The organism is Clostridioides sp. ES-S-0005-03 (assembly GCF_020658455.1).
In the GTDB taxonomy this organism is placed as follows: domain Bacteria; phylum Bacillota; class Clostridia; order Peptostreptococcales; family Peptostreptococcaceae; genus Clostridioides.
Window position 1 is genome coordinate 64,332 of the sequence record NZ_JACVWI010000005.1, and the last position, 26,570, is coordinate 90,901.

The 26,570-nt window shown below is 26.6% G+C and carries 25 protein-coding genes; 6 read left to right on the forward strand and 19 right to left on the reverse strand.

Annotation, left to right across the window (positions count from 1 at the left end; translation table 11 throughout):
* Nucleotides 1-176 precede the first annotated feature (176 nt).
* Nucleotides 177-764, forward strand: coding sequence for a hypothetical protein (locus IC218_RS16615; RefSeq protein WP_227824950.1), 588 nt, complete (start codon nt 177-179; stop codon nt 762-764).
* A gap of 238 nt (nt 765-1,002) precedes the next feature.
* A complete protein-coding gene (locus tag IC218_RS16620; RefSeq protein ID WP_227824951.1) occupies nt 1,003-1,254 on the forward strand; it encodes a hypothetical protein in 252 nt (83 codons plus the stop codon).
* A 328-nt stretch (nt 1,255-1,582) separates the two neighbouring features.
* Here the strand turns inward: IC218_RS16620 and IC218_RS16625 are convergent, their stop codons facing one another.
* The 3 genes from IC218_RS16625 to IC218_RS16635 all read right to left on the reverse strand — a co-directional run bounded on the left by IC218_RS16625 (nt 1,583) and on the right by IC218_RS16635 (nt 4,262).
* Complete coding sequence (locus IC218_RS16625; RefSeq protein ID WP_227824952.1) at nt 1,583-1,918, reverse strand: hypothetical protein; 336 nt, start codon at nt 1,916-1,918, stop codon at nt 1,583-1,585.
* A gap of 295 nt (nt 1,919-2,213) precedes the next feature.
* Entirely contained in the window at nt 2,214-3,245 is a 1,032-nt protein-coding gene (locus IC218_RS16630; RefSeq protein ID WP_227824953.1) for a hypothetical protein, read from the reverse strand.
* A gap of 57 nt (nt 3,246-3,302) precedes the next feature.
* A complete protein-coding gene (locus IC218_RS16635) occupies nt 3,303-4,262 on the reverse strand; it encodes a phosphohydrolase (RefSeq protein WP_227824954.1) in 960 nt (319 codons plus the stop codon).
* Nucleotides 4,263-4,510: 248 nt separating this feature from the next.
* Here IC218_RS16635 and IC218_RS16640 point away from each other — a divergent pair, with 248 nt between their 5' ends.
* Both IC218_RS16640 and IC218_RS16645 read left to right on the forward strand, forming a co-directional pair.
* Nucleotides 4,511-5,179 (forward strand): chromosome partitioning protein ParA, encoded by a 669-nt coding sequence (locus IC218_RS16640; protein ID WP_227824955.1) that lies wholly within the window; start codon nt 4,511-4,513, stop codon nt 5,177-5,179.
* 7 nt (nt 5,180-5,186) lie between these two features.
* On the forward strand, nt 5,187-7,025 hold the full coding sequence (locus IC218_RS16645) for an ATP-binding protein (RefSeq protein WP_227824956.1): 1,839 nt from the start codon (nt 5,187-5,189) through the stop codon (nt 7,023-7,025).
* Here IC218_RS16645 and IC218_RS16650 read toward each other — a convergent pair whose 3' ends face one another.
* Nucleotides 7,026-7,874 carry a class I SAM-dependent DNA methyltransferase gene (locus IC218_RS16650; RefSeq protein ID WP_227824957.1) on the reverse strand — a complete coding sequence of 283 codons (849 nt, stop codon included), beginning with the start codon at nt 7,872-7,874 and terminating at the stop codon, nt 7,026-7,028.
* Between the two features lie 236 nt (nt 7,875-8,110).
* Between IC218_RS16650 and IC218_RS16655 the strand changes: the two genes are divergently transcribed.
* Nucleotides 8,111-8,986, forward strand: coding sequence for a hypothetical protein (locus tag IC218_RS16655; protein ID WP_227824958.1), 876 nt, complete (start codon nt 8,111-8,113; stop codon nt 8,984-8,986).
* Between the two features lie 75 nt (nt 8,987-9,061).
* Here the strand turns inward: IC218_RS16655 and IC218_RS16660 are convergent, their stop codons facing one another.
* The 9 genes from IC218_RS16660 to IC218_RS16700 form a co-directional block, all read right to left on the reverse strand.
* The gene (locus IC218_RS16660; protein WP_227824959.1) at nt 9,062-9,511 is read right to left on the reverse strand and encodes a hypothetical protein; all 450 of its coding nucleotides are present in this window, start codon (nt 9,509-9,511) and stop codon (nt 9,062-9,064) included.
* 232 nt (nt 9,512-9,743) lie between these two features.
* A complete protein-coding gene (locus IC218_RS16665) occupies nt 9,744-12,944 on the reverse strand; it encodes a peptidoglycan DD-metalloendopeptidase family protein (protein WP_227824960.1) in 3,201 nt (1,066 codons plus the stop codon).
* 115 nt (nt 12,945-13,059) lie between these two features.
* Nucleotides 13,060-15,711 carry a hypothetical protein gene (locus tag IC218_RS16670; protein WP_227824961.1) on the reverse strand — a complete coding sequence of 884 codons (2,652 nt, stop codon included), beginning with the start codon at nt 15,709-15,711 and terminating at the stop codon, nt 13,060-13,062.
* A gap of 19 nt (nt 15,712-15,730) precedes the next feature.
* Nucleotides 15,731-17,653 carry a VirB4 family type IV secretion system protein gene (locus IC218_RS16675; RefSeq protein ID WP_227824962.1) on the reverse strand — a complete coding sequence of 641 codons (1,923 nt, stop codon included), beginning with the start codon at nt 17,651-17,653 and terminating at the stop codon, nt 15,731-15,733.
* Nucleotides 17,654-17,670: 17 nt separating this feature from the next.
* Nucleotides 17,671-18,615, reverse strand: coding sequence for a hypothetical protein (locus IC218_RS16680; protein ID WP_227824963.1), 945 nt, complete (start codon nt 18,613-18,615; stop codon nt 17,671-17,673).
* Nucleotides 18,612-18,920, reverse strand: a complete 309-nt coding sequence (locus IC218_RS16685) for a PrgI family protein (RefSeq protein ID WP_227824964.1) — start codon at nt 18,918-18,920, stop codon at nt 18,612-18,614. Before IC218_RS16685 ends, IC218_RS16680 begins: the two co-directional genes overlap by 4 nt.
* A 152-nt stretch (nt 18,921-19,072) precedes the next feature.
* Nucleotides 19,073-19,504, reverse strand: a complete 432-nt coding sequence (locus IC218_RS16690) for a hypothetical protein (RefSeq protein WP_227824965.1) — start codon at nt 19,502-19,504, stop codon at nt 19,073-19,075.
* 113 nt (nt 19,505-19,617) lie between these two features.
* Complete coding sequence (locus IC218_RS16695; RefSeq protein ID WP_227824966.1) at nt 19,618-20,265, reverse strand: sigma-70 family RNA polymerase sigma factor; 648 nt, start codon at nt 20,263-20,265, stop codon at nt 19,618-19,620.
* A 150-nt stretch (nt 20,266-20,415) separates the two neighbouring features.
* A complete protein-coding gene (locus tag IC218_RS16700; protein ID WP_227824967.1) occupies nt 20,416-20,868 on the reverse strand; it encodes a hypothetical protein in 453 nt (150 codons plus the stop codon).
* 142 nt (nt 20,869-21,010) lie between these two features.
* Between IC218_RS16700 and IC218_RS16705 the strand changes: the two genes are divergently transcribed.
* Nucleotides 21,011-21,676, forward strand: coding sequence for a TlpA family protein disulfide reductase (locus tag IC218_RS16705; protein ID WP_227824968.1), 666 nt, complete (start codon nt 21,011-21,013; stop codon nt 21,674-21,676).
* 86 nt (nt 21,677-21,762) lie between these two features.
* On the opposite strand, the gene IC218_RS16710 is transcribed toward IC218_RS16705, so the two are convergent.
* From IC218_RS16710 to IC218_RS16735, 6 genes are all read right to left on the reverse strand, one after another.
* Nucleotides 21,763-22,494 carry a hypothetical protein gene (locus IC218_RS16710; RefSeq protein ID WP_227824969.1) on the reverse strand — a complete coding sequence of 244 codons (732 nt, stop codon included), beginning with the start codon at nt 22,492-22,494 and terminating at the stop codon, nt 21,763-21,765.
* Nucleotides 22,495-23,241 (reverse strand): VWA domain-containing protein, encoded by a 747-nt coding sequence (locus IC218_RS16715; RefSeq protein WP_227824970.1) that lies wholly within the window; start codon nt 23,239-23,241, stop codon nt 22,495-22,497.
* Between the two features lie 63 nt (nt 23,242-23,304).
* A complete protein-coding gene (locus tag IC218_RS16720) occupies nt 23,305-24,666 on the reverse strand; it encodes an ABC transporter permease (protein WP_227824971.1) in 1,362 nt (453 codons plus the stop codon).
* Nucleotides 24,663-25,325, reverse strand: coding sequence for an ABC transporter ATP-binding protein (locus IC218_RS16725; protein WP_227824972.1), 663 nt, complete (start codon nt 25,323-25,325; stop codon nt 24,663-24,665). The genes IC218_RS16720 and IC218_RS16725 overlap by 4 nt, the downstream gene beginning before the upstream one ends.
* Nucleotides 25,326-25,423: 98 nt before the next feature.
* Nucleotides 25,424-25,918: a prepilin peptidase gene (locus tag IC218_RS16730; RefSeq protein WP_227824973.1), complete on the reverse strand. Its 495-nt coding sequence runs from the start codon at nt 25,916-25,918 to the stop codon at nt 25,424-25,426.
* A gap of 4 nt (nt 25,919-25,922) precedes the next feature.
* The gene (locus IC218_RS16735) at nt 25,923-26,570 is read right to left on the reverse strand and encodes a hypothetical protein (protein WP_227824974.1); all 648 of its coding nucleotides are present in this window, start codon (nt 26,568-26,570) and stop codon (nt 25,923-25,925) included.

Below are 26,570 nucleotides of genomic sequence, written 5' to 3' on the forward strand. Positions count from 1 at the left end.
AAATATACTAAATTTAATTGCCCTTCTTATCTTTTTAGTTAAAAAACAGAACTTGGACACATCTAAAAGGATAAGGGGTTCTAATATTAAGTTTAAAGGTAATAACAAATATAAAAAAGAGGGTCTCACCTAAGTATATATATTATTAAAAAATTCAAAGATTAGGAGAAAACAGGATGATAAATGTGACTAACCATGCATTAAGAAGATATGTAGAAAGAATAAAAAAATGTGAGAAAGATTGTATAGAGCAGGATCTTAATTTTAACAAAGAACAACATCAGAAAGATTTAACTAAGATGTTTGAACAAAGCAAATTAATTTATACAGGACGTTTTAATGATAGGTACACTGAAACGAATTTTAGATTAGTAGACAATATTATCTTAATAACAGATTTAAGAGATACGAAAATAATAACATTATATAAAATAGAATATGGGTTCAATAGAGAAATTGATTTGACAATAATTAGAGAATTAATTAAAAAATTAGATAGACATGAAAAAGAATACATTAGCATAATGCAAGAAACATCATCTGAAAAAGAAAAATTAGAAGCTGATAGAGAAAATTTAGTATCTGAAATAAAAACATTAAAAGAGGCTTTAGATGCCATGAATGAAAGTTTAATAGCCCTTAATAAACACATTGACACATTTTCATATAAAGAAAAACAAGCTAAATCAGAAATGGATATAACTGCAAAGAAAATAGTTTATAGTAATGTATACAGGAAAGAAATGTTAGAGTGTATACATTAAAAAACATTTAGAAAAAGTTTATCTAATAATAAGGTTGTTTTTAGTTAATAAAAACTTAATAAATATAATAAAAAAGGAGTGAGATAAAATCTTTATTTTCGAAATTTTAATTTTATACATTTTTATTTGCATTGTTCAAACCATATTAGCTATAACTATAAGAGAAATATGTTATGAATGTATATTTTATAAGTGCATTTATAAACAAGTTGAAGTCAGAGCAGATTACATTAATAAAATGAATTCATGGTTGAGAGAAGAACGTGTTCTTTCTGATGACCTTATTTTCCCAATTTATGGACTTTTTAGTACAATCAAAGAACTAAAAAAATTCTATTCTAAAATATTAACATGTGATTTTAAAGTAAAATTATCAAAGCATTATATATATTTATTAGATATGGGAGGGTTCATCACATCAAATTTGAAGAAAAATACTTTTAATCAACTTGAGAAACAAAATATTTTCAATTGCTCTTTCTTTGAATAATTAGATTGTACAAATATATATTACAACCTAATTATTCAGTTATTTTTATCTCTAAAAGACAATGTAAAAAATTTGAATCAAATTACAGATGAAAATATAATAAGAGCAAAAAACAAAGCTATAATATCCTTTTTATTTATTTTCAAAAAAATGTATATAAATGGACGCAGTAATGAATTATCCGAAAAAGAAAAAAAGGAAAAGGATTCTTTAAACAATTTAGATAACTACTGTTTGCTTATTAAAAATATAGAAAAAGACATATTTAATAATAAAGAAGAAGTCATTTAAATTAATAAATGACTTCTTCTTTATATGCAAAGAGATTTTAATATTCTACATCTATTAATTTTTTTTTATCTTTTAAGTATTTTTCTATACCATCCTCTATTCCCACTCTTAGGTTAGCTAATTCATCGCAAAATTCATCGTTATCAGAAGGATTATTTACATCAAATTCTTTAATATATTCTTTTGTAAAAATTGAATTAGAATATGGAATATATATCATATATTCTATTTCTATTTCTTTGTACCAATAATTTTCACTTATTTTAAATTTTACCTGTAAGCCATTAATAAAAGTAGTAGTTTCTTCAAAATCTACTATTTTTTGGTCTGGTGAAATTACGAAATACCATTCCTCAATAAAGAAATCTCCCATTTTTATACACTCCTTCCAAATACTTTATAATTTTATATTAACATAAAATTAAGTGGCTTTAAACTTTTTAAAATTCTTCTATTTTATAGTATTTTTGAGCTAATCATCTATAATATCTAATATCTATCGCATCCCCACTAATCTTAATCTATTTCTGTTTTAAAATAAATTTAAATACTCCACTCTAATTATATCGAGATTGGAGTATTTAAAATATTTATAAATAATAATTTTAAAATAAAGCACTTTAGCTAAAATTTAAGAAGTATCCTCTACATAAAAAATATTTTTAATTTTATCTAACTAAATCATATAAAGAAAGAAGTTGTTCTTCATCTAATTCACAATCACTTAAATCTAATAAAGATTCAATTTCAATATCCTTAGCAAAAGAATATATTTGAGCTAATACAACTTCTAACCCTTCAGCTATATCTTCTAACTTTTCATCTTTTATTAACTCTTTTATAGTATATATAATGTCATCAATCAATTTATTTTTTAATATATTTTTTGATGCCATTTTATGCATTAGTTTCTGAAGAGAAATAAGATACTTATTGGTAATGTGTCCATTTTTATTATAGAAATTGTATGCCTTATTAATACAACTAAAAGCTTCTCCCATGATTTGAGATATAATCTCATATATAGCATTTATGCTATCTTTTTTAACTTCTTCTCTAACCTTTTCTTCTAATTTCTCATCAAACAAGCCAATATTTTCCATTATAGGGAAAGCCTTTAAAGACGTTTCAACATAAAAACTATTATAATATTTATCTTTTGTTGGCATTTTTTTCATTATTGTTTCTTTTATTTCTTCCTTTGAAATTGCAGATAATGCTTCTAATGAGTTATCTAATTTAGCTTCAAACGAACTCATTAAATTATTCCAAATAGAAACAACCTCATCTCTCAATTTAAAGTATTCCTTTTTTTTCATTTCAACAAAGTCTTCATATTCATAATAAACTTCTATTGGCATGTATTTACCATAATAACCAATTGCCATTTCCATTTTTTTTGTTCTTAAAGAACTTTCTATTGTTGCTAATTTTTTCTCATAGATTTGAGGAATAAAGCATAATGCTCCTGGCTTCATATAATCAGTAAAAAAAGATTTTAGTTCCTCATTTTGTTCTATATCTACTCCAAATAAAGCAGGATTTATTTTAACTTTATTTCTATGTCTACCAACATGTACATCAACACTTACTCCTTGTTCATTTAAATATTTATCAATATTTTCTATTGTTACGTTTTTATCTTTTAATCCTTGTAATAACTCATTTGTTTTCTCTTCATTTCGCTCTCTTTTAATCATAATAAGTTCCCCCTTAGTTAAAATCTTTGACCTTTTTATTTATTTTCTAAACTTTTCTTATTCAAAATCCCACAAACAATAAAGTTTATCAAACAACTTTTCAAAATCACCATCTAATGAGCATCTGTTCATAAATTCAAAATTTCCCATTAATATATCTATCTTTTCTATATTATGGAATAAATTAGCTTCTTTTGTTCTTGGAGTATTAATTGCTCCATAGGACTGTTTCCCCTTAGATGACGTAACTGCATGTTCTAATAATAATCGATGAGACTCTTCTAAATTGCTTCCATACTTATCTAAAATATTGTTCAATATTTTAGATGTTAAGTAAGAGTTTTCAAACATTTTTCCCTTTATTGTCTTTTTAACAATGCCATCTTTTATCTCTAAAGCTTCTATATTACCTAAATCATGCAAAATAGAAATTGTTATCAATAAATCAACATTTATTTTTTCATTAAAACCTTCTTTATTAAAAGTCCAAGAATTAAAAACATTACCAATTACTATAGACAATTTACATAACCTAACTATATGTGCTAAAACTCCTCCACTAAAAGAATAAGCACTTTGCTCTGAGCCTGGAGCCTCAAATAATCCATTTAATATTTCTTTTTCTTTACAAACCCCAAAACAAATATTTCTTAAAGATTCATCTTTTATGCCTTTAATTATGTCTCTCAACTCATCTTTTAATCTTTCTTTGTCCACACAATCTGTAATAGAAGGTCTTTCCTTAACAACAAGATCATGGAGAGCATATTCTTCATATCCTCCAGAATTAACTTTAACAAATTCTAAAGAAGCTTCAGCTAAAACATAATTTAGTCCTTTATAGTATTCATAATTTGGATCATTATCCCAAATCATAATACTTACCTTGCCAGTTGAATCACTAAAATCCATTTTTAAATAATACTTATCTTTCTTTTTTGTCATATTTTCTACAACATCCACATTACATAATATTTTTTGTACTCCGCTATTAGATTTCAACTCTTCAATTTTCAAATTAACTCACTCCTCTTTCTCTTTTAATATTATTAAAACTTTTTTAGATATAATAATATAGTTTATAATCATTTTTTTTATTATTTTATTGACTATAAAAAATATAAATTTTATAATTATATAAACAATATAAAAATATACTTTTTTATTTTTAAATTTGTAGTAATTAATTTATGTTTTAACTATATTTATATAGATATTTAATAGGATTAAACATATTAATTTTTTACTAAAAAGGAGATGTTTTTATGGATGATTGTAATAAATTAAAAAGAATAGAAGAGTACATAAGTACAACTAAGAATTCTATTGCTTTAAAAATGGGTAAAATTGAAATTCTAAATGAATCTATTTCTAACAAGAAGTCAGAATTAGTTACTCTCTCTGAAAAATACCAAGATTATCTTACTATAAAAATGTTAATTGAGGAATCTTGCTCTGAGGCAAGAATAAACGCAAGTGAATTATATTCTCAATTAGCTACAAGCTCTATCCAAGATATTTTTGGAGACAGATACAAAGTAAAATTAGTCTTAGATAGTAAAGATGGAACCCCTACTTCAGAGGTTAAAATTATAAAAAAAGCTAATGGAAAAGAGAAGGAAATTAATCCAGCAGAAGAAGATAGTGGTGGTTTAACAGATATAATAGCATTATCTTTACTAATGGCAATTGGTAAAACTCTTGATAATAATTTTGCTCCCAATGTATTTGACGAGCCAACTAAATTTGTTTCAAAAGGAATCTTTTCTGAAAAAGTCGCTGAATTTGTATCTAATCTTATAGACTATACTGGAAAACAAACAATCATATCTACTCATGATAATAATTTGATTGATATAGCTAAAACAAATTATAAATTAATTCAAGATAAAGAAACAAGTATAACAACTATAAATAAAATGAAAGGATTATAATATTATAATGGTAAACAACTTAAAAAAAGGGATCGTACTTGGAGCAACTGGAGTTAAATATCTAAATATAGTAAATCAAAACAAAGCATTTATTCAAAATGAATACTTAATAATAAAAGATAAGGTTCAAGGAAATGTTCCTTGCGAAGTTATTGAGACTTCAATTATCCCAATTATAGATGAACAACTTTTACCAAAAGGGTGCTCACTTAATGTTGCTGAACATGCAGGATTTAACCTTAATGAAATAACATATATTGCAAAAGTAAAGTTATTAGAAGAAATCCCCTGTCCTATTCTCCCAAATAGCGATGTGTTTCATGCTACATATGATGAAATCAAATATATCGTAAATAATGTAAATGAAGCTGATTGTATGACTATTGGTATAATAAAAGGAACTGAACATAGCCAAAATGAATTACCTGATAATATTAGAAATGTTTCTCCTTTATGGGAAAATGGTTCTGTATCTAATCAAAAAGGTATACCTCTTTTTCTTAATCACCATTCATTTAGAGAAAATCCCCATATTGGCTTATTTGGTTCTTCTGGTTCTGGAAAATCTTCTGCAATTAGAGTATTAATTGAAGAGTTGATGAGATTAAATATACCAGGATTAGCTTTTGACCCCCATAACGAATTTGATTTTAATAAACACTCTGACAATTTAGGCTCTACTTTAAATTATAATTTTGAAAAAAAATACAACGTACTTGAAATTGGAAAAGATATTGGCATTAAATTTGAGGAACTTGGCATATTTGAACTATTTTCATTATTTGAATATGTTGGAGAACTAACAGAGCCACAGAAAAATATACTTGAAGTATTATACCAAAAAGGAGATACTTTAAAACATCTCCAACATAAGATAAGTTCAATTAAAAATGCTTTTGAGAAAGTTGAACAAAACAAGTGGTCAAAAAAGAAAACTCCTGAAGATAATTTAAATTCTAAGGAATTAGATCTTTATTATAAATATAAAGATAAAATTTCAGGAGTTGCTTCTTTGCAGGCTTTAATTTGGAAATGCGTATCTTTGGAAAATACAAATATCTTTACAAAAGATATCTCTGTAGTAAAGCAGACTTTATTAAATGGTAAATGGGCCATTATAAGAGGAGACATTAAAAGATTAAAAATGATAGCTTCTTATCTATTAAGAAAATTATATTCCTTTAGAAAAAATTATCTTAACAATAGTGAAGATTTCTTTCCTCCGTTTTTTTGTATGTTAGACGAGGCTCATGGATTTGCCCCAAACAAAAGTCAAAAAATTTTACCTGTAAAAAAAATACTTACTGAGTTAGCTCAAGAATCAAGAAAATCTGGTATCTATTTAATATTAGCAACACAAAAACCTAATAATTTAGATAGCACCTTAGTATCTCAATTGAATACCAAGATTTTTCTAAGATTGACAAACCAAGAAGACATGAAGATAGCTCAATCAGAGGGTAATTTAACGGTTGATGAAACAAAAAAACTTCCAGATTTACCATCTGGCCATGGATATATAAGTTCAGCTACATTAAATAAAACTTACCCTATAAGATTTAGGGCTTCTTTTTCTAAAGCTCCAAATACTCTTGACCCATTTGATGAATTAAAAAGAATAAAAGATGATGACAAATTAGCTTCTATTTTGATATCTATGTTGCCTACAAATTCATTTGAATTAGGTTTAAAAATCAAAGAAATTTCTTCCTCTTATGGAGGAAGGTTATCTATAGCAGACATAATTTCTAAATTAGAAGAATTATCATCTCACAATAAAATTAAAATAGAAAAATCGAGCATTGGAACTAAATATGAACTTTTACAAGAAAAAGATATATCTTAATTAAGATATATCTTTTTCGATTTGACAAAACTTTTTAAATTCATTATAAACAGGAATTAGCACATTTTCATTTTTATTACCTTTACTGTCCCATCCAATTTTATCTACCATTGCCATAAAAACAGAGTAATTTTTATTGTTACAGTCTTTTTTTTCGAAATGTAAAATAGAAGTCTTAACACTTGTACCAGAAAAATAAAATGTTGTTGTTGGTAAAGATATAGATTGAACAAGCCTAAAATTATCAATTGCAAATTTTCTTAAATTAAAATATTTATTTGAAGATAAAATTGAATCAGGAAGAACCATTATAAGAGAACCTCCTTCTTTAAGTGCTCTTAAAGATAATTCAAGGAAATAAGACTCTAATGAAGATTTCCCAAATTTAAAACTATCTCTTTTATGACTCTTGCCAAATGGAGGATTTCCTATGACAAGATCAAATTCACCTTCAAATTCTTTTAAATAGTCCAAACAATCTCCATTTATTACATTTACATTTGGGTAACAAATTTTATTTAGATAATATAACTCATTATTTAATTCAACTGAAGTAATTTCTACATTTTCAAATCTTGAAATTAAAGCATTCACAAATTTCCCATTTCCACAAGAAGGCTCCAAGATTTTACCTCCCTTAAATCCTGTAGATTCTAAAGAATCTAACATATAATTTATTACTACTTCTGGAGTAAAAAATTGAGTACTATTACTAATTCCTCCATATCCTGTATGCATATTTTTTATTATTTCAATTTCATCCTCATTTAGAACTCTTTTTCTACTTTCTTCTAATAAATTATATACTTTTTGGTTATTCTCAATCCTCTTAGAATCTTTTCTTCTCACAATACTCTCCCCTTTTTTATATTTGCCTAAAGACAAAAACATTTTTTTTATTATATAAGGAGATTTCTTTTTTTATAATTTGAAAATATTATAATATTTTCAAATTAGCTAAAAAATAGGTGATTAAAATATCTTAGCATGGATACTTAAATTGCAGTGATATATAGGAACAACTTTTATTATAGTTATCTTTCAATAGGTATATAATTACATAAAAGAAAAAGAGAGGAGTTTAAATGAAAGAATCTAAAATTAAAGATATATTTGAGAAATTTTTAATTGACAGTAATAACAGGCATGAAATAAGAAAGAAAAATCATATTTGGATGTTTTTAATTCTATTGCCTCCTTATGGTTTATATAGAGCATACAAAAGTAAAGCCTTTAGCAAACATACACTATTATGCATGTCGTTTGTTTTAATGATTGTATTTATACTAAGTGTGGATACTATTATATATCCTAATAGAGTCTTAGATTCTAAGGTTACTCAATCTATAAATAATTTTAAAGATATTGGAACAGTAAGAAGAGTTAATAAAGAAGGAATTTTATATAAAAAGTTTTTTATTTATAACACAATTACAACAAAAGGGGAGTATGATGTTTATTTATCTAATAATAATAACGCATTAAAAATTGTTGGGATAAACCAAACTCTTCCAAATAGAAAAATGGTTTATAAAAATGGAATTGAAGACAATTTAAATGGAGTATATGCAGAGATAATAAGACATATATCTGAGGATAATAAAAATATATATGGGAAGATAAAATCTATTTCTAAAACTTATAAAAATGGTCAAATAATTAATACTGATAAAGGTACTTTTAACTTTGAAGTTAAATTTGATAATGTGATAAATGTTTTTAAATTAACTAAAAATAATATATATACTAAAATATATAGTGAATCACCCCAAATTAAAATTCCTAATGATATAAATAAAGCTATAAAAAGAAATAGTAAAAAAATAGGGAATATAAAACAGGTAATTTCTTATAATCTAACACCTACAGAAGAAGAATACATTTATCTTTCAGACAATGGTTTTTATTATAAAATAGTCAAATATCTGAATAAAGAAATAAAAGTATTTAAACAAAACTAATGTGTTTTTTAAGATAAAAAGACAGTATCTTTACATGTAAAGATACTGTCTTTTATTTATTATAAATTAAACTCTTTAACTAACTATCCAAGTTTGAACCCATCTGAGGATATCAGAAGAATATATGACAGCAGTGTATGAAAATGCTACTATTATCATAGCACTAATACCAACCCATAAAAGACCTCCTCTTTTACAAAATGCTCCAATAGCTGTAAATATAAGAGCTACTATAAAACAAATTGTAAAGAATGGATTAGCGAATACTTTCATAAACTTTATTATTTCAAATCCCTTTTTTTCAATTCTATCGGAGAATTCATCCATCGTTACTTTTTCCATTACATCATCACCAGTCATATAGCCACCATTTTTATTCCCTTTTGTATTATTATATATGTCTTCATTTTTTATAGGTTCTACTTTTTGTTCATTTATAGCATATGACTGAACAGAAAAAACAGAAAGTAACATAACTATAATAACTAAAGAGATAAACATCTTTTTTTCTAAGGCTATGTACACTTAATCACCCCAACTCATTTATGATTTTGATTTTATTATAAAACCTTTTTATTATAGACAATCGCAATAAAAATAATAACTTTATTTATTTTATTATTAAATAGTATAATATATTTTTTTATTTTAATCTTAAATATTAAAAATAATATTTTATTTTGTTTAAATTATATATTTATATTTATTTTTAATATTTTAACATTATTTTATTAAATTTTAATATATTTATTTATTTTTAATTTTTTATGCCTTTTTTAGAATTTATATAAGCTATAGGTCTATACACCTTATTTAGACCTCTTGATTTGCATTTAGAAAAATCGCTATATACAACTCCCCATTTAGTCCCCATAGCCTCCATACATTTACCATTACCTACATACATAACAACATGGTTACCTGAGCCACCTATTCTATAAAGTAGATCTCCTGGTTGGATATTATTTATATCTACTTTAAAATTCCTCATAGTACTAACTTGGCCAGTAGTTCCATCCCCTATACTAACTCCAGTTACTTGTTTATAAAGCCATTTTGTATACCCAGAACAGTCAAATGAATTAGGACCTTTAGCTCCCCAAACATAAGGACAACCAATTTTGGTTCTTCCAAGATCTATTACCTTTTTAATTATCTCTGCATCTGATGCATTAATATTATAGTCTCCTGCAATAAAATCTCCAGTTACAATCCAAGATGGGTCTTGTTTAGCTCCATTTATACTTAATTCTAAGTGTAGAACATTTCCTTCTTTACCTCCTCCTGTTTTACCTATTACCTGACCTTTAGAAACCGAATCTCCCTGTTTAACTAATACTTCTTGTAGATTAGAATAATAAGTCTGAGTGGTTCCATCATGTTGTATTTTTATTGAGTTACTACTTACTTCTATTATTTTCCCATCTGAAATGGCTTTTACTTCTGTTCCTTTTATAGCTACCAAATCAATTCCTTGATGAACTTGATCAAATGGTTTACCTATAGTGACTGGAGATACATCTATTGGAGCCTCGAAACCTTTTGGGAATATGGATGCTACATCTATGTTTTGGTTTGATCCATTTCCACTACCCCAAGAATCTCCTAATGGATTAGTAAATAATAATATATATTTTTTCTTCCATTGTTCATCTGTAAAATCTTCATATTCTGTGATATATTTTCTTTCCTCCATTACAAACATCATTTTTATCACATTTTGTATTTGATTCTCTGGATATTTATTAGAAAATTCAAGTCGTCTTTCACTTAGAGGTTTTTCAAATTCTGGGAATAACTTATTCCAGCCTTCCTTCAATTTTTCCCAAATGCCTTTTAGCCATCCATCTTTTGAACTTGCTGAACCACCAGAACTTCCACCACTTCCAGAACCAATTTCAAACTTACCATCTGGAGAAATTGTCACAGTAGAACCATCTTCTTTTTTTACCCATATCCCACTGTCTCCATCAGCAACATAGTACCTTAAAACATGTTCTACATATTGCTTATCTCCATACCTACTATGACTCCAACCATTTATGTACTTACCTGGATTATCACTTATGTCAGCTCTGTATGCCAGCCATCCTAAATCAGTTGGATTATTCCTTACCTCTTCAGGAGTTTTTCCTGTTGCTTGAGCATATGTTTTTATCATAATATTAGCTACACCTGTACCATAGTTATAAGTCTGCAAAGCTAAAATTATATTATAGTTCTGAGCTTTCATACGTTCTGCTTGGAGCATAGCTCCAGCTTTTATATTTCCATCTATACTTGTTACAGTACCCATATTTATAGACATCGTCTCCATCTGCCCTGTATTATGGTTAAATGCTGTAGATTTAGTTATAGTCTTCCCTGGTTGCTCTATCTGCATAATACCACATCCTGCACTGGCACACCTTGAAGCACCTAAATAAGATTCATGGCTACCTCCCGATTCTTGACATGCTATAGCTATTAATAGTTTTGGGTCTACTCCATACATTTCTCCATACTTTTTAAAGATGTCATAGTACTGCATTGCTTTTTTATAATTATCTGAAGAAGCTCCAGAACCTAATTTAAAACTTCCTAAGTCAACTGTTCCAGAAGATGTTCCTCCTTCTGCTGAACCTTCTCCAAAGGCTCCTCTATCAAGTAATTTTAATAGTTCCTTATCTGTTTTCCCTGTTCTGTCCTTAAAATTAAAAGAAGTTAAAACTTCTTTCGGAACATATGTTGTATAGTTACCTATGTAATCTTCAAAATACTGCCCTCCTACAAGTTGAGAAGCATCAGGCTCACCTTCATATCTTGCTTCAAACTTTTGTATATTACCTGTTACATATGCATTAAATTCTATTTTTTTAGGTTTCCCTCCAACTGTTACTGTTTTTGTAAAAGACTCAGATGCTGTAAAAGTCTCATTAGTGTCAACCCATTCCTGTACTATATTATTTTTTATTAATCCAAGAGGGCTTGTAACCTGATCTATCATATAAACTGTTTCATCTCTCTCGGGCATTTTTTTAGAATATAGTTTGTTTTTGTAAGAGCTATTAAAAGATGTATATCTATCACTTTTAACCATATCTTCAGCTTCATCTATTGGAACTTTTACTTTTGTCTCATTTTCTATATCCCAAATCTCTATTTCAGAGAAAAGACCTTCTTTCTTTGATTCTTCCTTAAATTTTTTATAATTTAAAATTGAACCAAACCCATAATCCCAAACACCTTCAGTTTTTTTACCATTAGCTTTCGGTTTTTTTGTATTTAAATCATATTCTTTAGATTTGGCTGTAAGCTTCCTATTTTTATCTGTTAATTGTTTTAACTCTAAAGTATCCTTATCATGTTGGACTGGTTGGACAAATTGTTCAGGGAACCTAAATTGATTTTTATTTAAAAATTCATCCAAGGACCATAGAGCATTAGGATTTAAATAAAATTTCTTTTCTCTTTGATACTTATCTCTCATCCCATTTTCACCATATTTTTTTACATATTCTTCTGAATTAAATTGTACAGGTTCATTTATTCCATCCTCTTTTACTACCACCCAAATAGACTTTTCTGCAAAGAATGTATAAAATGCCTGAACTATTTTATTACCTGTACTAAAATCTGTAGAAGTTATATCCCCTTTATCATCCAAGGCAACTTGATTATATTGCGTGACATCCTCTTCTTGATAATCCATAGTTTTACCTCTACTGTTAAAAATTAAGTCCCAAGAAAAGAAAACAAGAAAAATTATTATGATAAATCCAATTAACAAAGGTAGAATAGGTAAAATTATTGTTTTAAAAAAAGTCAAAAATAAGTTTGATACTAATTTACTTATTTTTTTGCCTACATTATGTATTTTTTTCATAAAACTTTTTTTTCTTTTTCTATTAATTGAATTTAAGATTTCTCTATTAAGTTGTTGCTCTTCTTCTTGAGGATTTCTCTCGTCATTATTCATTAAATCCCTCCATATTAAAATCTGAACATTTTAATATAGATTTTCATCTCCATAAATATAAAAGAAATAGGACTGTTCTAATCTAAAATGATAGAACAGTCCTATTTCTTTTATATTATTTTATATCTTTCTTTAAATTAGTAGACTTAGCCATTGGTTCATATGGTTTAATTTCTCCTATATCTCGCAAAGAGAAGTTCCTATTCTTACTTACCATACTTTTATCAAAATTAACAGCCATTTGTTTCTCTCCATTATCACCTGATACAGTTCCAACCCCTATAATACCTTGTGATTGGTAATACTGTTTAGCACTATCTCTTAAGTATCCTTTCTCTTTATCATCTGAATACTCTCCATTAGAATTAAACACATTATACATTTCATTTAAATTTCTTCCATATGTACTATCATCAATGGAGCTATTATTAAATCTAACTCCATTTTCACCAACTTGAGCGTCATAAACTGCTGTATTACTTTCTCCATTATCATACATTGATGAAATCCCAAATCCACTTAAATCTGGATTATTGCCCGCTAATGAATTTCTTATTGATGATGTGGCACTGGCTACACCAGAACCCATCCTCTCCATTCCTCTATGATCACCTATTGCACCATATCCCATAGACATTCCAGCTGATCCAAGTGCCTTTCCAACAGATTTACCTACATTTCCAACTGTCTTAGCTGTACCAACTGCCTTATCAAAAGAACTTTTCTCACCATAAATTTGAGTTGCGTAATTTGATTTATTAGAATCTTCTATTCCACTCAATAAATCTTTATTATCTATTCCATTATAAGAAGAGCTTCCATTAATATATTTATCTTTAAGTGCAGATGAAAAAGAAGATGGTCTACTATTTATTCCCATTCCTATCATTTCATTGTCAACGACTCCTCCTCCTGTTTTACCTTTACCTCCAACAGATTCTCCTACTACGCCAGCTACTGCACCACCTACAATAGCTCTTCCCATCCCAGAGATTCTTTCAGCCTGATCAGTAATTCCTGATGGAAGACCAAGTATATTTGACCTTAAAAAATTTGTTAAAGGAATAAAGGAACAAAACACAACAAACAATTCAAAAGTTTTCATTTTTTGAGTTGAACTTACACTTGTAAAAAATGCTACTAAAATAGCATGGAAAGTTTGGATAAATATTTGTGAAACTAATTCTTTCATAAAATTGCTAAATATTTGTACATATTTTCCACCTAAACTTAAACTAAATATGCAAAGAGGTGCTACTGCATAAAGTAGAGCAATTGTAACAGCTCTTAAAACATAAAAAAAGTTAAAATATATATTTATTACAAAGAAAGCTATATTTATTAATATCGTTGCTATTAAACCACTATTCATAGTATGAGCTGTTCCTATATAACTGGAGAAGCTACTACTTTTCCCAAACATATCTACCAGTTCATAGTTTATTTTTAAGAAACCTTGAAATATTAAAGTGAATGTACATAATAAAAAGGCTGTAATTATTAGGTTTTTAAAACCTTCCATAAGAGATAATTTTTCACTTATGTTGATTGTAGCTAATTGTCTTTTTAAAAGCATTCTTACTATAGAAAACCCTATTAAGTTCCAAGCAATGATCTGGCATACTATATTTAATAAAGTTGCTGAACTCATCCATGCATTTGGCATAATACCATAATAATAATTGTTATCTCTTACCCCTGTATTTAACATTAAATCTTCCATAGCATATAATCCTAATAATCTTCTTAATCCACTTAACATTCCATTTAAGAAATCTCCAACCATAATTGTTAATTGATTTGGCTTAGAAATTTCATTTTCATTTGAAAATGTAATCTTTTTAACATCTGCATTATAATTTCCTTGAAGAACTACATGTTTCCAATTTAAATATTTAACATCTCCGCCTTCTTTTAATTGCTTATAATAATCACTATTTAATCTTCTTTCAGGCTCTCTACTCCCAGATGATACATACCCTTTAAAAATTTGCATTGGTACAATAATACTTCCATTATTATTTGAAGTTATTTTTATATAATCTTTTATTGTAGTCCCATCCATTAGCTTCTTAAGATCTTTATCTGATGCGGAAGATATTGTAAAAGAAGCTTCCCCTAAAGAAACACTTCCTGATTTATTTACAGCTTTATTTGCTAAGTCAGCAGAAAAAGCCTTAATTTGCTCTATAGTAAAATTCCCTTCTGTAGAACTTAAACAAAAGTTTAAAGCATTATTTAAACCTCCAATTAAGACATCTGCGACTAAATCAGCTCTTTTTTCATCTTCTGCATTTGCATTTACAGAATCAACTAAAAGTCCTTTCCCATGTAGTGCAGGGAACGTAAAAATTAATGATTTGCTTCCATCTCCACTTCCTCTTGTTGCGTCATCTTCCTTTGTTCCTTCATCATTCTCTTTTACCTTCATTGCACTATCATAGTTTTCTTTTACCTGTTCATCTTTAATGCCTTCATATTTCAGTATTGGCACTTTAAGATTTTTTGATTTTATATCTGAGTCTGATTGCTCAGAAACTGTTGTAAAATTTCCTAAATCTGCTTCTGCATGTTTATTGGCAGACCAAGAATTTTGTTCAAAAATTACATTGGGTACATAATTATAAGAACTCTCATCTAATGTTACTGAAATAAAATATGTATTATGAGCATATGAATCTATATTATTTGCCCCAATTAAAGTAGAAGAAGTAAGTATCCCTAATAATCCAAGAGCTAAAAACTTTCTTAATTTTCTCTTTATCATTTCAATCTCCTTTCTTGCATTAGGCTGTTCTTTTCTCTATTAATTTTTTCTCAAAGTCAAAAGCCAATACTTTAACTACTGTGCTTTCTCCCTGAATTCTAACTAACATTTCTCCTTTATCTGCTCTAAGTAAGAATAATTTTTCTCCTTCACTTAACTTAAACATATTTTGAATAGAGTCTATATCAGTGGTATCTTGCCCTAAGAATATTTTAGTCTCTGCTGAAGTTAAAACGGCTTGACCTTGTGTACTTTCAACAAATTCAGTAAACTTCTGAGAAGCAACTAAAAGTCCTCCCATTCTTTTTCTTATTCTTCTTGAAGCTGTTTCAAGAAACTTTGCAGAATACTCAGAACCAGCCATGTTTTTAGAGACAAGCATCCACGCTTCATCACAAACAATTCTCTTGTTTATGTATGGGTCTTTCTTACCAAATTTCTCCCATGTCCAAGACAAGGCTACATACATACCAATTGGTCTTAAAATATTTTCTTCTAATTTACTAACATCAAATGTGACAATTGGAGAGTTTTTAAAATTAGATATATTAGAAGAAGTATAACAGTCAAATAAGTCATACACTCCACCTTTTTTAAACATCTTTAATACTCTTACTAAATCCATTGCTTCCATGTCTGAATTTTTTTCAGCATATTCAGATAAACTATTATAAAAATCAGAAAAAATTGGCATGGTTTTCTTTCTACCCTCATGAATAAATTCTTTTGTATTTTTATCAAAATAGGGTTCTGTTACGTATAATGATTTTGGATTTTTAGTAATACCAAAATTTCCATACAACTCTTGTAATAATTGTGCTACTGTTGAAGTTTGAGCTCCAGATAATCCTCCAGCCATAACAGCAATTAAGTTTAATAAATCTGCAATTTTACCCTTAACATCAACCAACTTTATTCCTGTTGGCAGGAAATTTTCATCCAGTTCATCCTCTTCTTCTATGTCAAATGGATTTATACACTCTTTAGAATCTGGAGCTAAATAAATTTTTGAACCACCCAGAGCTTCTGTAAGTCTTCCATATTCACTCTCTGGGTCAATAATAACAGTTCTAATTCCTCTTATTGAGCTTCTCATAGTAAGTAAAGATACAAAGAATGTTTTTCCTGTTCCTGGTTGCCCAATAACAGTAATATTCGAATTTTTAAGTTTGCTTCTATCATAGAAATCAATTAAAATTGGAGAACATGTAGATAGATTAATCCCACAAAAAACACCTTTTTCATGTCTAATATCTGAGTTATAAAAAGGGAAACAGGAAGTTAATGCTCCTGAATTAAAATTTCTAAACATATCTTCTACATAGCTTTTCCCATAAGGAGAAACAGTTTTATAAGTATCATCTTGTCTTAGATATGTTGGCATCATATACATTTTTCTTCCACGTAGTTTATTATCAATTTTTTGAGTCTCTTTATTTAATTCATCTAAACTATCTGAATATAGATTACATGCAATCTGAACCTGGAATAATTTATCTGTATTTCTTTCTAACTTACTTCTTTCCATATATAACTCTTGTATCTTATCTCTAAGCCTTGTTATATTTCGTATATTACCTTTTTCTTGTTCAGACATAAGCTGGGCTTCAAATTGTGTTATTTTACGTGTGTATTCCTCTAAAGCTATCTTGTCATCAGTTGGATCAATATGAATAATTGTATCTGTTTCCCCTTCATAATTAAAAATACTGTCTAACCATCCTACATAAACTTGGGCAGGGAAACCTTGCATTATAAAACTTCTAACATATTTTTTACCTACCTTTATATAGTCTGCATCTACTTCAAAAGATGAAGGTGATATAAGTTCCTTTAAAGAAGGAATACCTTTATCTAACAAATTAGTTTCATTTAATATATCGTCTTTACTAAAATCTATTATTTTAGTGGTTGATTTTTCTTTTTTCTTTTTAAAAAACATTTTTTTATTCCTCCAATCTAATTTGCATTTTCATTGCTTTTATAGAATCCTGCAATTGAGTTTCTAATTTTATCTATTTTTATCATAGAGTCAGTTGCTTTTTCTTTATCAGCATCTTCAATAATCTTATTTTCTAAGATTTCTGTTTTTAATCTAATTTGAGCTTCATATAAAATCCAATCAAGAGTAGCTTCTGGATTATTAGATATTTTATTTAACCTGTCCTCCCCTGTTACTATTCTCGATAAAAACTCTCCATTAAGAATATTATTAACTTGAGATGCATTATCTTTATGGTAAGTTGAGTAAAGTAAATCTATTAGGTCATATGTATTTAATATTTCTGACTTAAGACCTACTGATGTAAGCCCATCAATAATTCTTTGACATCTACCATATATTTCTTTTAAGGAATATTCATACTTTTCATCATCATCTGAGTTTGTAAGAGTTGTGGAATCATTAAAGGGTACAATTATGTATTTATTTTTTTCTTTGTTGTTTCCAATCTCAAAAAACATATTATTCATATCATCTATGTTTAAAATTGCATAATCTCTTAGTAAAGGGAATTCTTCTACTGTCTTTTCTATATCTTTTTGAAAAAGGTCCATTACTCTTGAATTATCTATTTCTTTAGTTTGTACATATAAGCTAATTGGATGAGACAACGAGTTTATAAACCTTTGAAAAGCTATTTCAATAACAGCTTGTTCTTTATCTGTTTTAAGATTATAGTTAATTGAATTACATTTTATAATTGCTCGGTACTGATGACCTCCAAGATGGATAACATTATCTCTTATATCCTCAAACATCAATGCATCTTGGGCATTATCTGCATAATAGTTATTTTTAGAAGCTCCATTCCCCCTATTTGGATCAGTCTCTTTAATCTTGTAAAAAGCAAAACCTATTAATCCAACTACAAATAATATAAAAAACAGCATTACTATAATCAATTTAATTTCCTCCTATTTATTAGTTTTTTATTTTTTTTATTATATTTTCGTTTTATATTTAAATATTTAAATAAAGGCATATCATGTTTTTTAAAAAAGGCAAATGGTGCACTTGATAAAAATACGATAATAGCCATTGGAATAGCAATAAATTGCATTTTAATTGAATAAATGATTATTAAATATGTTATTATCCCTAAAACAAAACCACCTAATAACCAAAAAAATTGGTTAAAAGTAATTAATCCTCCAATGGCCTTTTCTTCTTCATTTGTGTCTGGTGGCATTAAATTTACTCTTGGCATTATTTAAACTCCTTTCTAATTTTTGGTGTTTTTATTATATTAAATAAATTTTATTGTTTATTATATAAAGGACTTCTTTTATTAATAAATATAAGCTGAATAATATAATAAAAAGACACTATTAATTTGTTAATAGTGTCTTTTTATTCGTCCTATTTTAAAATTCCATAGAAGAATCCACCTATAATAGATATAGATCCTAATCCAGCCATTGCTATAACAGACCACATAATACCAGTTAAAACTTTACTTCTTTCTTGAGGATTAGTAGCTGTTGAAGCCAGTTTACTAAAATGGAAAATTAAGCTCCCAAGTCCGATAAGAGCACCTACTCCTGAAAGACCAACTACAAAGAATTTAATTTTCCCTAAAAAACCATTCCAAGAAGAAGCTCCATCTTTATAATCCATACCTCCTCCAGAAACACTTAAACCTCCATTCCCATTAACTTCAACCTTAACATCTCCTATATCATTACCAGCATAGGATTCTATTTTATTAGTTTGTAAAAAAGTCATACACATCATTAGGCTTAACATAAACATAAGGACTATTTTTTTTGAGTTAATTAAAACTGCATTCATATTTATCTTTTACACCTCCAAAGTTTTTCGATTAGATAATCTAATCTATTTATAATATACATTTTTATTTTTTATATAACTTTAGAGTGTTTCATTATATTTTTTTGGCTATTTTATTGTTTATAGTAAATATTTTTATCAAGTATAAGCCTTAATTTATCTATACTACTCTTTTGTATTTTAGATATATTAGCTTGAGACATATTTATCATTTTCCCAATCTCTGATTGAGTCATTATAATTCCATTATTTAATCCAAATCTATATATAATAACAATTCTTTCTTCTTCCTTTAAAAATTCTAATGCTTTAAGTATCGTTGCTCGATCTTCCTTATCCACTAAATTATCTTCAAACCTTTTTTTAGAGATTTCATCCTCTGAAATAATATCCTCAAGTTCCAAATTATGCCCATCTTTATCTGCTGAAAGTACTTTATTAAAAGATATTGTATTCTTGTTATGATTATTTTCTTTTCTAAGAAAGTATAATATTTCATTTCTTATACAGTTTATCGCATATGTAGAAAACTTAACATTTCTTCTCTTATCAAAACTTTCAAGTGCTTTTGCATACCCCACAAGACCAACACTATAAAGTTCATCATGCGAAGCGACGTTTGTATTTAATTGTTTTATGACATGGTGTATTAATTTATTATTAGCATAAGCTACTTTTTCTTTTTCTTCTTTAGTATAAAATTCTTTTTCTCTTTTTACACCATCTGAATAATTTAATATTTTTTTTGTTTCAAGAGGCATTAATTATTTTATCTCCTTTAAATTTTATTTATTAATTATTTGTATTTTATAATTAATAAATAAAATTTAAAATAGATTTTTTGTATGATGCTATCTTTTTAAAAAACATAGTCAATATTTTTATTAAAAATATTGACTATGTTAAATATATTATATTAAATTTAAAATATTTTGTGCATATCCTGGATTTCTAAAGTATTTTTCAATTATTTTAAATGCTCTCTCTTTAGGATATAGATTTCTTTTAACCATATCTATTGTAGAATTTACAACTCCAAAATTAGAAACGCTATTTAACTCTGCCAAATCAAAACTACATTCACAATTAATTTCACTTAAATATTTGTTTGCATATTCTTCATAACTTTCATGATACCCCTCTTTAAAAATCATGAAATCGCCCATTTTTATACATTTACCTGAGTTTAATAAAAGTTTGTAATACTCTTTATCTGTTACGAATTCGTTCTTACTATTTACATATGAAAAACCATGTGGGCTATAATAAGAATGTAAAAATTTCTCGAAATTTCCAACTGCTTTCATAGCTATTACATCTTCTCCATCTAATTCTTGTAATTTCATTCTTCTCTTTACTATCATAATATCCTCCCTATTTTAAAACATATTTTTATGTACTTTGTTTTAATTTTGATATATTATATGTATTTTTAAGTTTTTTATTGTTTATAAACAACAAAAACTATATAATATTATTAAATACTTTATAATCGAGGTGATGTTATTGAATATTAAAAGAATAATAGGTCTGATTCTATGCTTATCGACTATTATTTTAACTGGATGTTCTAATGAAACAAATGACAAAGAGACTATTAAACATAAAAGTGAAGTTAAACAGACTATTAAAAGTTCTGAAGATAAATTATTAGAATATACAGAAGAAGGAATGAATATATTAAAAGCGAACTACCCAACATTTGAAAAAATGGACTTAGCTTTGAAAAACATAGGAAATAGTGTTTCTAATTTGACTCTAAATACTACTGATGGTAATACTTTTGAATTTAATAAGCTAAATGGTAAAAAAGTAATATTATCAGTGAATAAAACAGATTGTTCATTCTGCAAAAAGACAAGTATGTTAATAGATAAAGTAGTAAAAGACACTAATATTATATACATACCATTATTTATAAAAAGCACTAATGATGAAATAAATGATTATTATGAAAACTTAAATTTAAAGAAGCCTAAAACTATCTTGGTTGATAAAGACTTGAGTTTTATAAAAGAAACATCAATAAAAAATGTCCCTACTTTATTTTTTATTGATGAAAATAGTAGGATTTCTTTAATTAAAGAATTTGATTATGATAAAATAACTTTAACAGATGACTTAAAATTAGCTTTTGAAAGCCCTAAAATTTATAAAATGAAAGTTAACTAAAAAATACTATAACACCTTAAAGGTGTTATAGTATTTTTATTATCTTATATTATATCAGTTTACACATTTTATAATTAAATCTTTCATTAAAGTATCATTTTTAAAAAAGACTCATCTACAACATTAAAATCTTTTTTATCTAAAATACCCATTATATTAGCTTCTTCAGATAGTATTATTTGGAATGAATTATTTTTAACCATTAATATTAAATAATTGTCTTTTTTTACATATTGCTCATTTTCTTCTTTTGAAAGTAAACTATAAAACGATACAACATAATAATCCTTAACTTTCTTTATAAAAGAAAATTTATTAACATCAATTAAAAACAGTCTTTCATCAATATTTTCATCTTTTAATAAATCTATTAAAACATAAGTTATCTCATTATAATCTAAAACATCTATCTTTACTATCTTTCCAATTTCATTTACTTTTATAGAATTTAGACCATAGAAATCAGAATTTTTATCCCTACCTAATATATAATATATGTCGCATATTATACCAATTTTAATATAGTCTAAATTAAAAGAATTTTTTTTAAGTATATTTTTTTTAAGCATATTCAGTTTATTAATTATTTTACTTTCTTCTTTCTTACTAACAGATTTATATAAAGAACTTGTATTAATATTGTTTATTATTGGAAAAGGAATATCCAGCATGTCAACAGGCTTATATCTGTTATTAACTTTTTGGTATAGTTTTATGTTTATTATGTTTCCATACGCATCAAAATTTGTAATTCTTAAAAAAATAATATCATTCAATGAAATTTTCTTAATACTTTTTTTGATGTATACATCATTCATTTAAAATATACCTTTCTTTTTAGCTTCTCTAACCCACTCAGGAAGCTCTTTCATAACCCTTTCATATAATTCTTCATCTGAAATATCATTTATATCATTTAATGAAAATAAGTTTGCATTATCTACAACTCTGCCTTCCATAACATCCAACTTTTCTAAGAAATTAAATTTTCGTTTTCCTATTCCTATGAATTGGAAAAATACAGGCTTATTTGACGCTTCTCTAATTACTAATTCAGCCTCTTTTTTATCAAAATTATCTCCATCTGTTATAAATATTACATAAACTGGGTTCTTTGCTTCATTTAATTCTGTTTTTTCTTTGATTACTTCTTTAATTACAGGAGCATATTTTGTTCCACCACGAACATACTTTTTAAAAAGTTTTTCATCTTTAACATAATTAAATAAATTATTCATATCTATACTTGTCAATTGATAAGCTTCATCGTTAAACAACCAAACATCAAGCATTCCATCATTATCAAAAGATAAGGAAATTGGTAATAATCTTTCAAATATATCTTGTATCGTTCCGTTTTCAAATAGATCAGATGTTGATAGAGAACAATCTAATACTAATGTTACATCAAACTTCATATTTTTAATATCATTAAAATCAGATTTTGTTAAACATATCTTACTTACTGTATCTTTTCTTAAGTTTACTTTTTCTTTTTTTAATTCAATACTATTTTTTTCATTACCAGTATTTTTCTTTCTCCCAAAATTAAATATATTTTTCATATAAATTTACCTTCATTTCTAAAATACACTTTTTTTAGAAACATCCCTTTCTTTATTAATTTTTTAATCAAACTTAAGAGCTTCAATTGGATTTAATTTTGACGCTTTTATTGAAGGATATAATCCTGCCAACATAGTTAAAACTACTGCAAAACAAATAGTTAAAATTGTTATTGATAGATTCATATTTACAATTTTATCTAAAAAAGATACTTGATTAATTTCAAGGCTTTCTAAAATATAAGTTATTATCCCCTTTATTCCTAATAAATTAAAATAAGATAAAAATGAGCCTAAACATCCTCCAAGTAATCCAATAACCGAAGATTCTACCAAGAATAAACATAATATATCTATTTTTGAAGCCCCTGTTGCCTTCATTAAACCAATCATTTTTGTTCTTTCATTAATAGACATTATCATAGTATTAATTACGCCAAGAGAAGCTACTAATATAGTAATAATCCCTACTACAGATAGAATTATATTTATTCCTAATAATATTTTCTCAATTATTTTTGCAACAGATTGAACACTTTCTGTTGTATATCCTAAACTATGTTCTATATATGATACTACTTTTTCTACATTTTCAAGCTTAGTGATAGAAAGTTCTAATACATCTGCTCCTCTTTCTTTTAATGACTTATTTCCACCTTCTTCAAAATTTTTAATATCTGTCATTAAATCTTTAGAGATAACAAAGCTTGGTTGATAATATTTTTTGTTTATAACCCCTACTATAGTAGCCTTTCTATCAAATATTTTATCTTTATCAAAGTCTGGTAGAACTGACTTTAAGTTTATCTCTTTCCCTATAATATCCTTAGGATTATCTATTCCCAAGGTGTTTTTTACAAAACTTTCTGGTAACATTACTGCATTTTTATCTTTATTGTTTAATTCTCGTCCTTCTAATATATAACTTAGAGAACTGTTGTCAGCTTCTTTTTTTTGCTTAAGACTCGCTTTCTCACTCTTTAGATAAAAATCTTTATCATATGAAACAGCTTTTATTTCTTTTATCTTCTTATCTCCATATTGTGTCTCTGTTAATTCAGTTTCATATTTTACTAATAGTTGTGAAATTCTTTTGTCTTTAGATAATGAATTAATAACTGTATCATTTATTTTCTTTTTCTCATATAAATTTTCTACATCTATATCCCCATTTGCATCTGTTTTGGCTAATTTTTTTTCTAATTCTTCGGATGATTGTACTTTAGTATTATAAACAGACACATGTTGTAAGTTATTAAGTTCTTTTATTTGTGACATTACATAAGATTTTAGCCCGCTACCTAAACTTACAAGAGTTACTATTAATGTAACTCCTATAGCTATAGAAAAGATATTTATTAATGTTCTAATTTTTCTTTTCTTTAAATTAGAATATGATAATTTAAGATAATCAATTATTTTCATAAAATTTCTCCATCTCTAATCTTAACTATTCGTCCAGCTTGAGAAGCTTGTTCCATGTTGTGTGTAACCAGTAAAATAGTGTAATTATTATTCTTATTTAACTCCTTAAGTAAATCAATTATTAATTCTCCATTTTTACTATCCAAATTTCCAGTAGGCTCATCTGCTAATAAAATTTTAGGTTCATTTATTAAAGCTCTTGCAATTGCTACTTTTTGCCTTTGCCCACCTGAAAGCTCATTTGCTTTACACATTAATTTATCCTTAATTCCTACTTTATCTAAAGATTCTTTTACTCTATTGAGTCTTTCTTTCTTTTCTACTTTTGAAAAAATAAGTGGCATCATGAGATTCTCTTGCACTGTTTTATTCCCTTCTAACATAAATTCTTGGAATATAAATCCTACTAAATCTCTCCTATACTCACTCATTTCTTTGTCTTTTAATTTAGTTATATCCTTATTTTGTACAAATATATTTCCACTTGAAGGTTTATCTAACCCTCCCAAAAGATTAAGCAGGCTTGTTTTCCCACTTCCAGAAGAACCAACAATAGCAACAAATTCACCATTATTTATGGTCAAGTTTATGTTGTTTATTACTTTCACACAGTTATTTCCTAATATATATTCTTTTTCTAAATTTCTAATTTCTATCATAACAAAACCCATCTCCTTTCCTTTTTATTTTAATTCTACCATTTTAATTATAATAAGTAAAGATTACCAAACTTTTTTCATAAAAATATTGTTTATAGTCAACAAAATATACATAAAAAAATTACATAATTCATAACATATCCAATTAATACAAATGGGGCCAATGGTATCCCTAAATTGGTTACATTCTTTTTTAAAATAAATTTTCTTACAATTAAATAAATTATTATACTACTATAGGTCATTAATAGCATATTCAAAAGTAGAGGAAATCCTAAATATAACCCAAGGATAGAAACAAATCTAATGTCTCCACCCTTTGAAACTCCACAAAGCATAGCTGGTATATACATCAAACAGAATCCAAATATAGCACCATTAATATTACTTAATGTTAGAGGCAAAGAAAATACAGGTAAGAAAACAAATACCATTCTTAATAAAAAAAATATAAAATTAAATTTATGATAAATTTTTAAATATTTAAAGTCACTGTAAGAAGCAAATAAAAGAAATAAAGTTAAAGTAATTACAACTATAGGATTTGAAAAAACAGCTTCTACTTCTTTTAGGTAATCAAAATTATTATACATAACTTTATCTGTACACTAATCTTGACAAAGTTCTAATTGTCAAAATTAAATTCCCATCTCCTGTTTTTCCTTCAACAGATATTTTCATATTACCATTATCTCTTGCATTATATTCATTTATTATATAGGAGCCTAAATTATCAAATTCTCTGTAATTCTTTAATGTAATTTGAACAATAGAATCTAAAATTAGCTGAGGTCGTTCCTTATTTGAGTCTCCTGCATAATTAAGGCCCCAATTTTCATAAACGAATTCTGGTTTTAAATAATTAATATCTATTTTTTGAATAAATGGAGTTAATCCTACCTGTCTATTTAACTCTTTTCTAAAAGATGTACTAATAACATCACTCAGTAGCTTATTGTTAACATTTAAAACTCCATCATTACTTATTGAAGAATCAGAATTTGATACATTTATTACTTCTTGTCTAAGATATTCATTGTTAATTGATTGTTGCAAAGCATTAGTTGTTGATAAATCCATTATAGATTGTACTTCATTTAAAACCCATGAGGAATTAGACAAACTTAAAAATCCTGTTGCTACTGTGACAAATACAAGTATTAATGCACATCCTACTATAGCTATGCTACCATTATTATTATTTAAACGATTTTTTATTTTTGATAAAATTAATTCTATCCCCAT

Bases quoted from the DNA above. Each gene is read 5' to 3' on its own strand.
- IC218_RS16615 (WP_227824950.1), top strand. From the start codon at position 177: ATGATAAATGTGACTAACCATGCATTAAGAAGATATGTAGAAAGAATA.
- IC218_RS16620 (WP_227824951.1), top strand. From the start codon at position 1,003: ATGAATTCATGGTTGAGAGAAGAACGTGTTCTTTCTGATGACCTTATT.
- IC218_RS16625 (WP_227824952.1), bottom strand. From the start codon at position 1,918: ATGGGAGATTTCTTTATTGAGGAATGGTATTTCGTAATTTCACCAGAC.
- IC218_RS16630 (WP_227824953.1), bottom strand. From the start codon at position 3,245: ATGATTAAAAGAGAGCGAAATGAAGAGAAAACAAATGAGTTATTACAA.
- IC218_RS16640 (WP_227824955.1), top strand. From the start codon at position 4,511: ATGGATGATTGTAATAAATTAAAAAGAATAGAAGAGTACATAAGTACA.
- IC218_RS16645 (WP_227824956.1), top strand. From the start codon at position 5,187: ATGGTAAACAACTTAAAAAAAGGGATCGTACTTGGAGCAACTGGAGTT.
- IC218_RS16655 (WP_227824958.1), top strand. From the start codon at position 8,111: ATGAAAGAATCTAAAATTAAAGATATATTTGAGAAATTTTTAATTGAC.
- IC218_RS16665 (WP_227824960.1), bottom strand. From the start codon at position 12,944: ATGAATAATGACGAGAGAAATCCTCAAGAAGAAGAGCAACAACTTAAT.
- IC218_RS16670 (WP_227824961.1), bottom strand. From the start codon at position 15,711: ATGATAAAGAGAAAATTAAGAAAGTTTTTAGCTCTTGGATTATTAGGG.
- IC218_RS16675 (WP_227824962.1), bottom strand. From the start codon at position 17,653: ATGTTTTTTAAAAAGAAAAAAGAAAAATCAACCACTAAAATAATAGAT.
- IC218_RS16685 (WP_227824964.1), bottom strand. From the start codon at position 18,920: ATGCCAAGAGTAAATTTAATGCCACCAGACACAAATGAAGAAGAAAAG.
- IC218_RS16690 (WP_227824965.1), bottom strand. From the start codon at position 19,504: ATGAATGCAGTTTTAATTAACTCAAAAAAAATAGTCCTTATGTTTATG.
- IC218_RS16695 (WP_227824966.1), bottom strand. From the start codon at position 20,265: ATGCCTCTTGAAACAAAAAAAATATTAAATTATTCAGATGGTGTAAAA.
- IC218_RS16700 (WP_227824967.1), bottom strand. From the start codon at position 20,868: ATGATAGTAAAGAGAAGAATGAAATTACAAGAATTAGATGGAGAAGAT.
- IC218_RS16710 (WP_227824969.1), bottom strand. From the start codon at position 22,494: ATGAATGATGTATACATCAAAAAAAGTATTAAGAAAATTTCATTGAAT.
- IC218_RS16715 (WP_227824970.1), bottom strand. From the start codon at position 23,241: ATGAAAAATATATTTAATTTTGGGAGAAAGAAAAATACTGGTAATGAA.
- IC218_RS16720 (WP_227824971.1), bottom strand. From the start codon at position 24,666: ATGAAAATAATTGATTATCTTAAATTATCATATTCTAATTTAAAGAAA.
- IC218_RS16725 (WP_227824972.1), bottom strand. From the start codon at position 25,325: ATGATAGAAATTAGAAATTTAGAAAAAGAATATATATTAGGAAATAAC.
- IC218_RS16730 (WP_227824973.1), bottom strand. From the start codon at position 25,918: ATGTATAATAATTTTGATTACCTAAAAGAAGTAGAAGCTGTTTTTTCA.
- IC218_RS16735 (WP_227824974.1), bottom strand. From the start codon at position 26,570: ATGGGGATAGAATTAATTTTATCAAAAATAAAAAATCGTTTAAATAAT.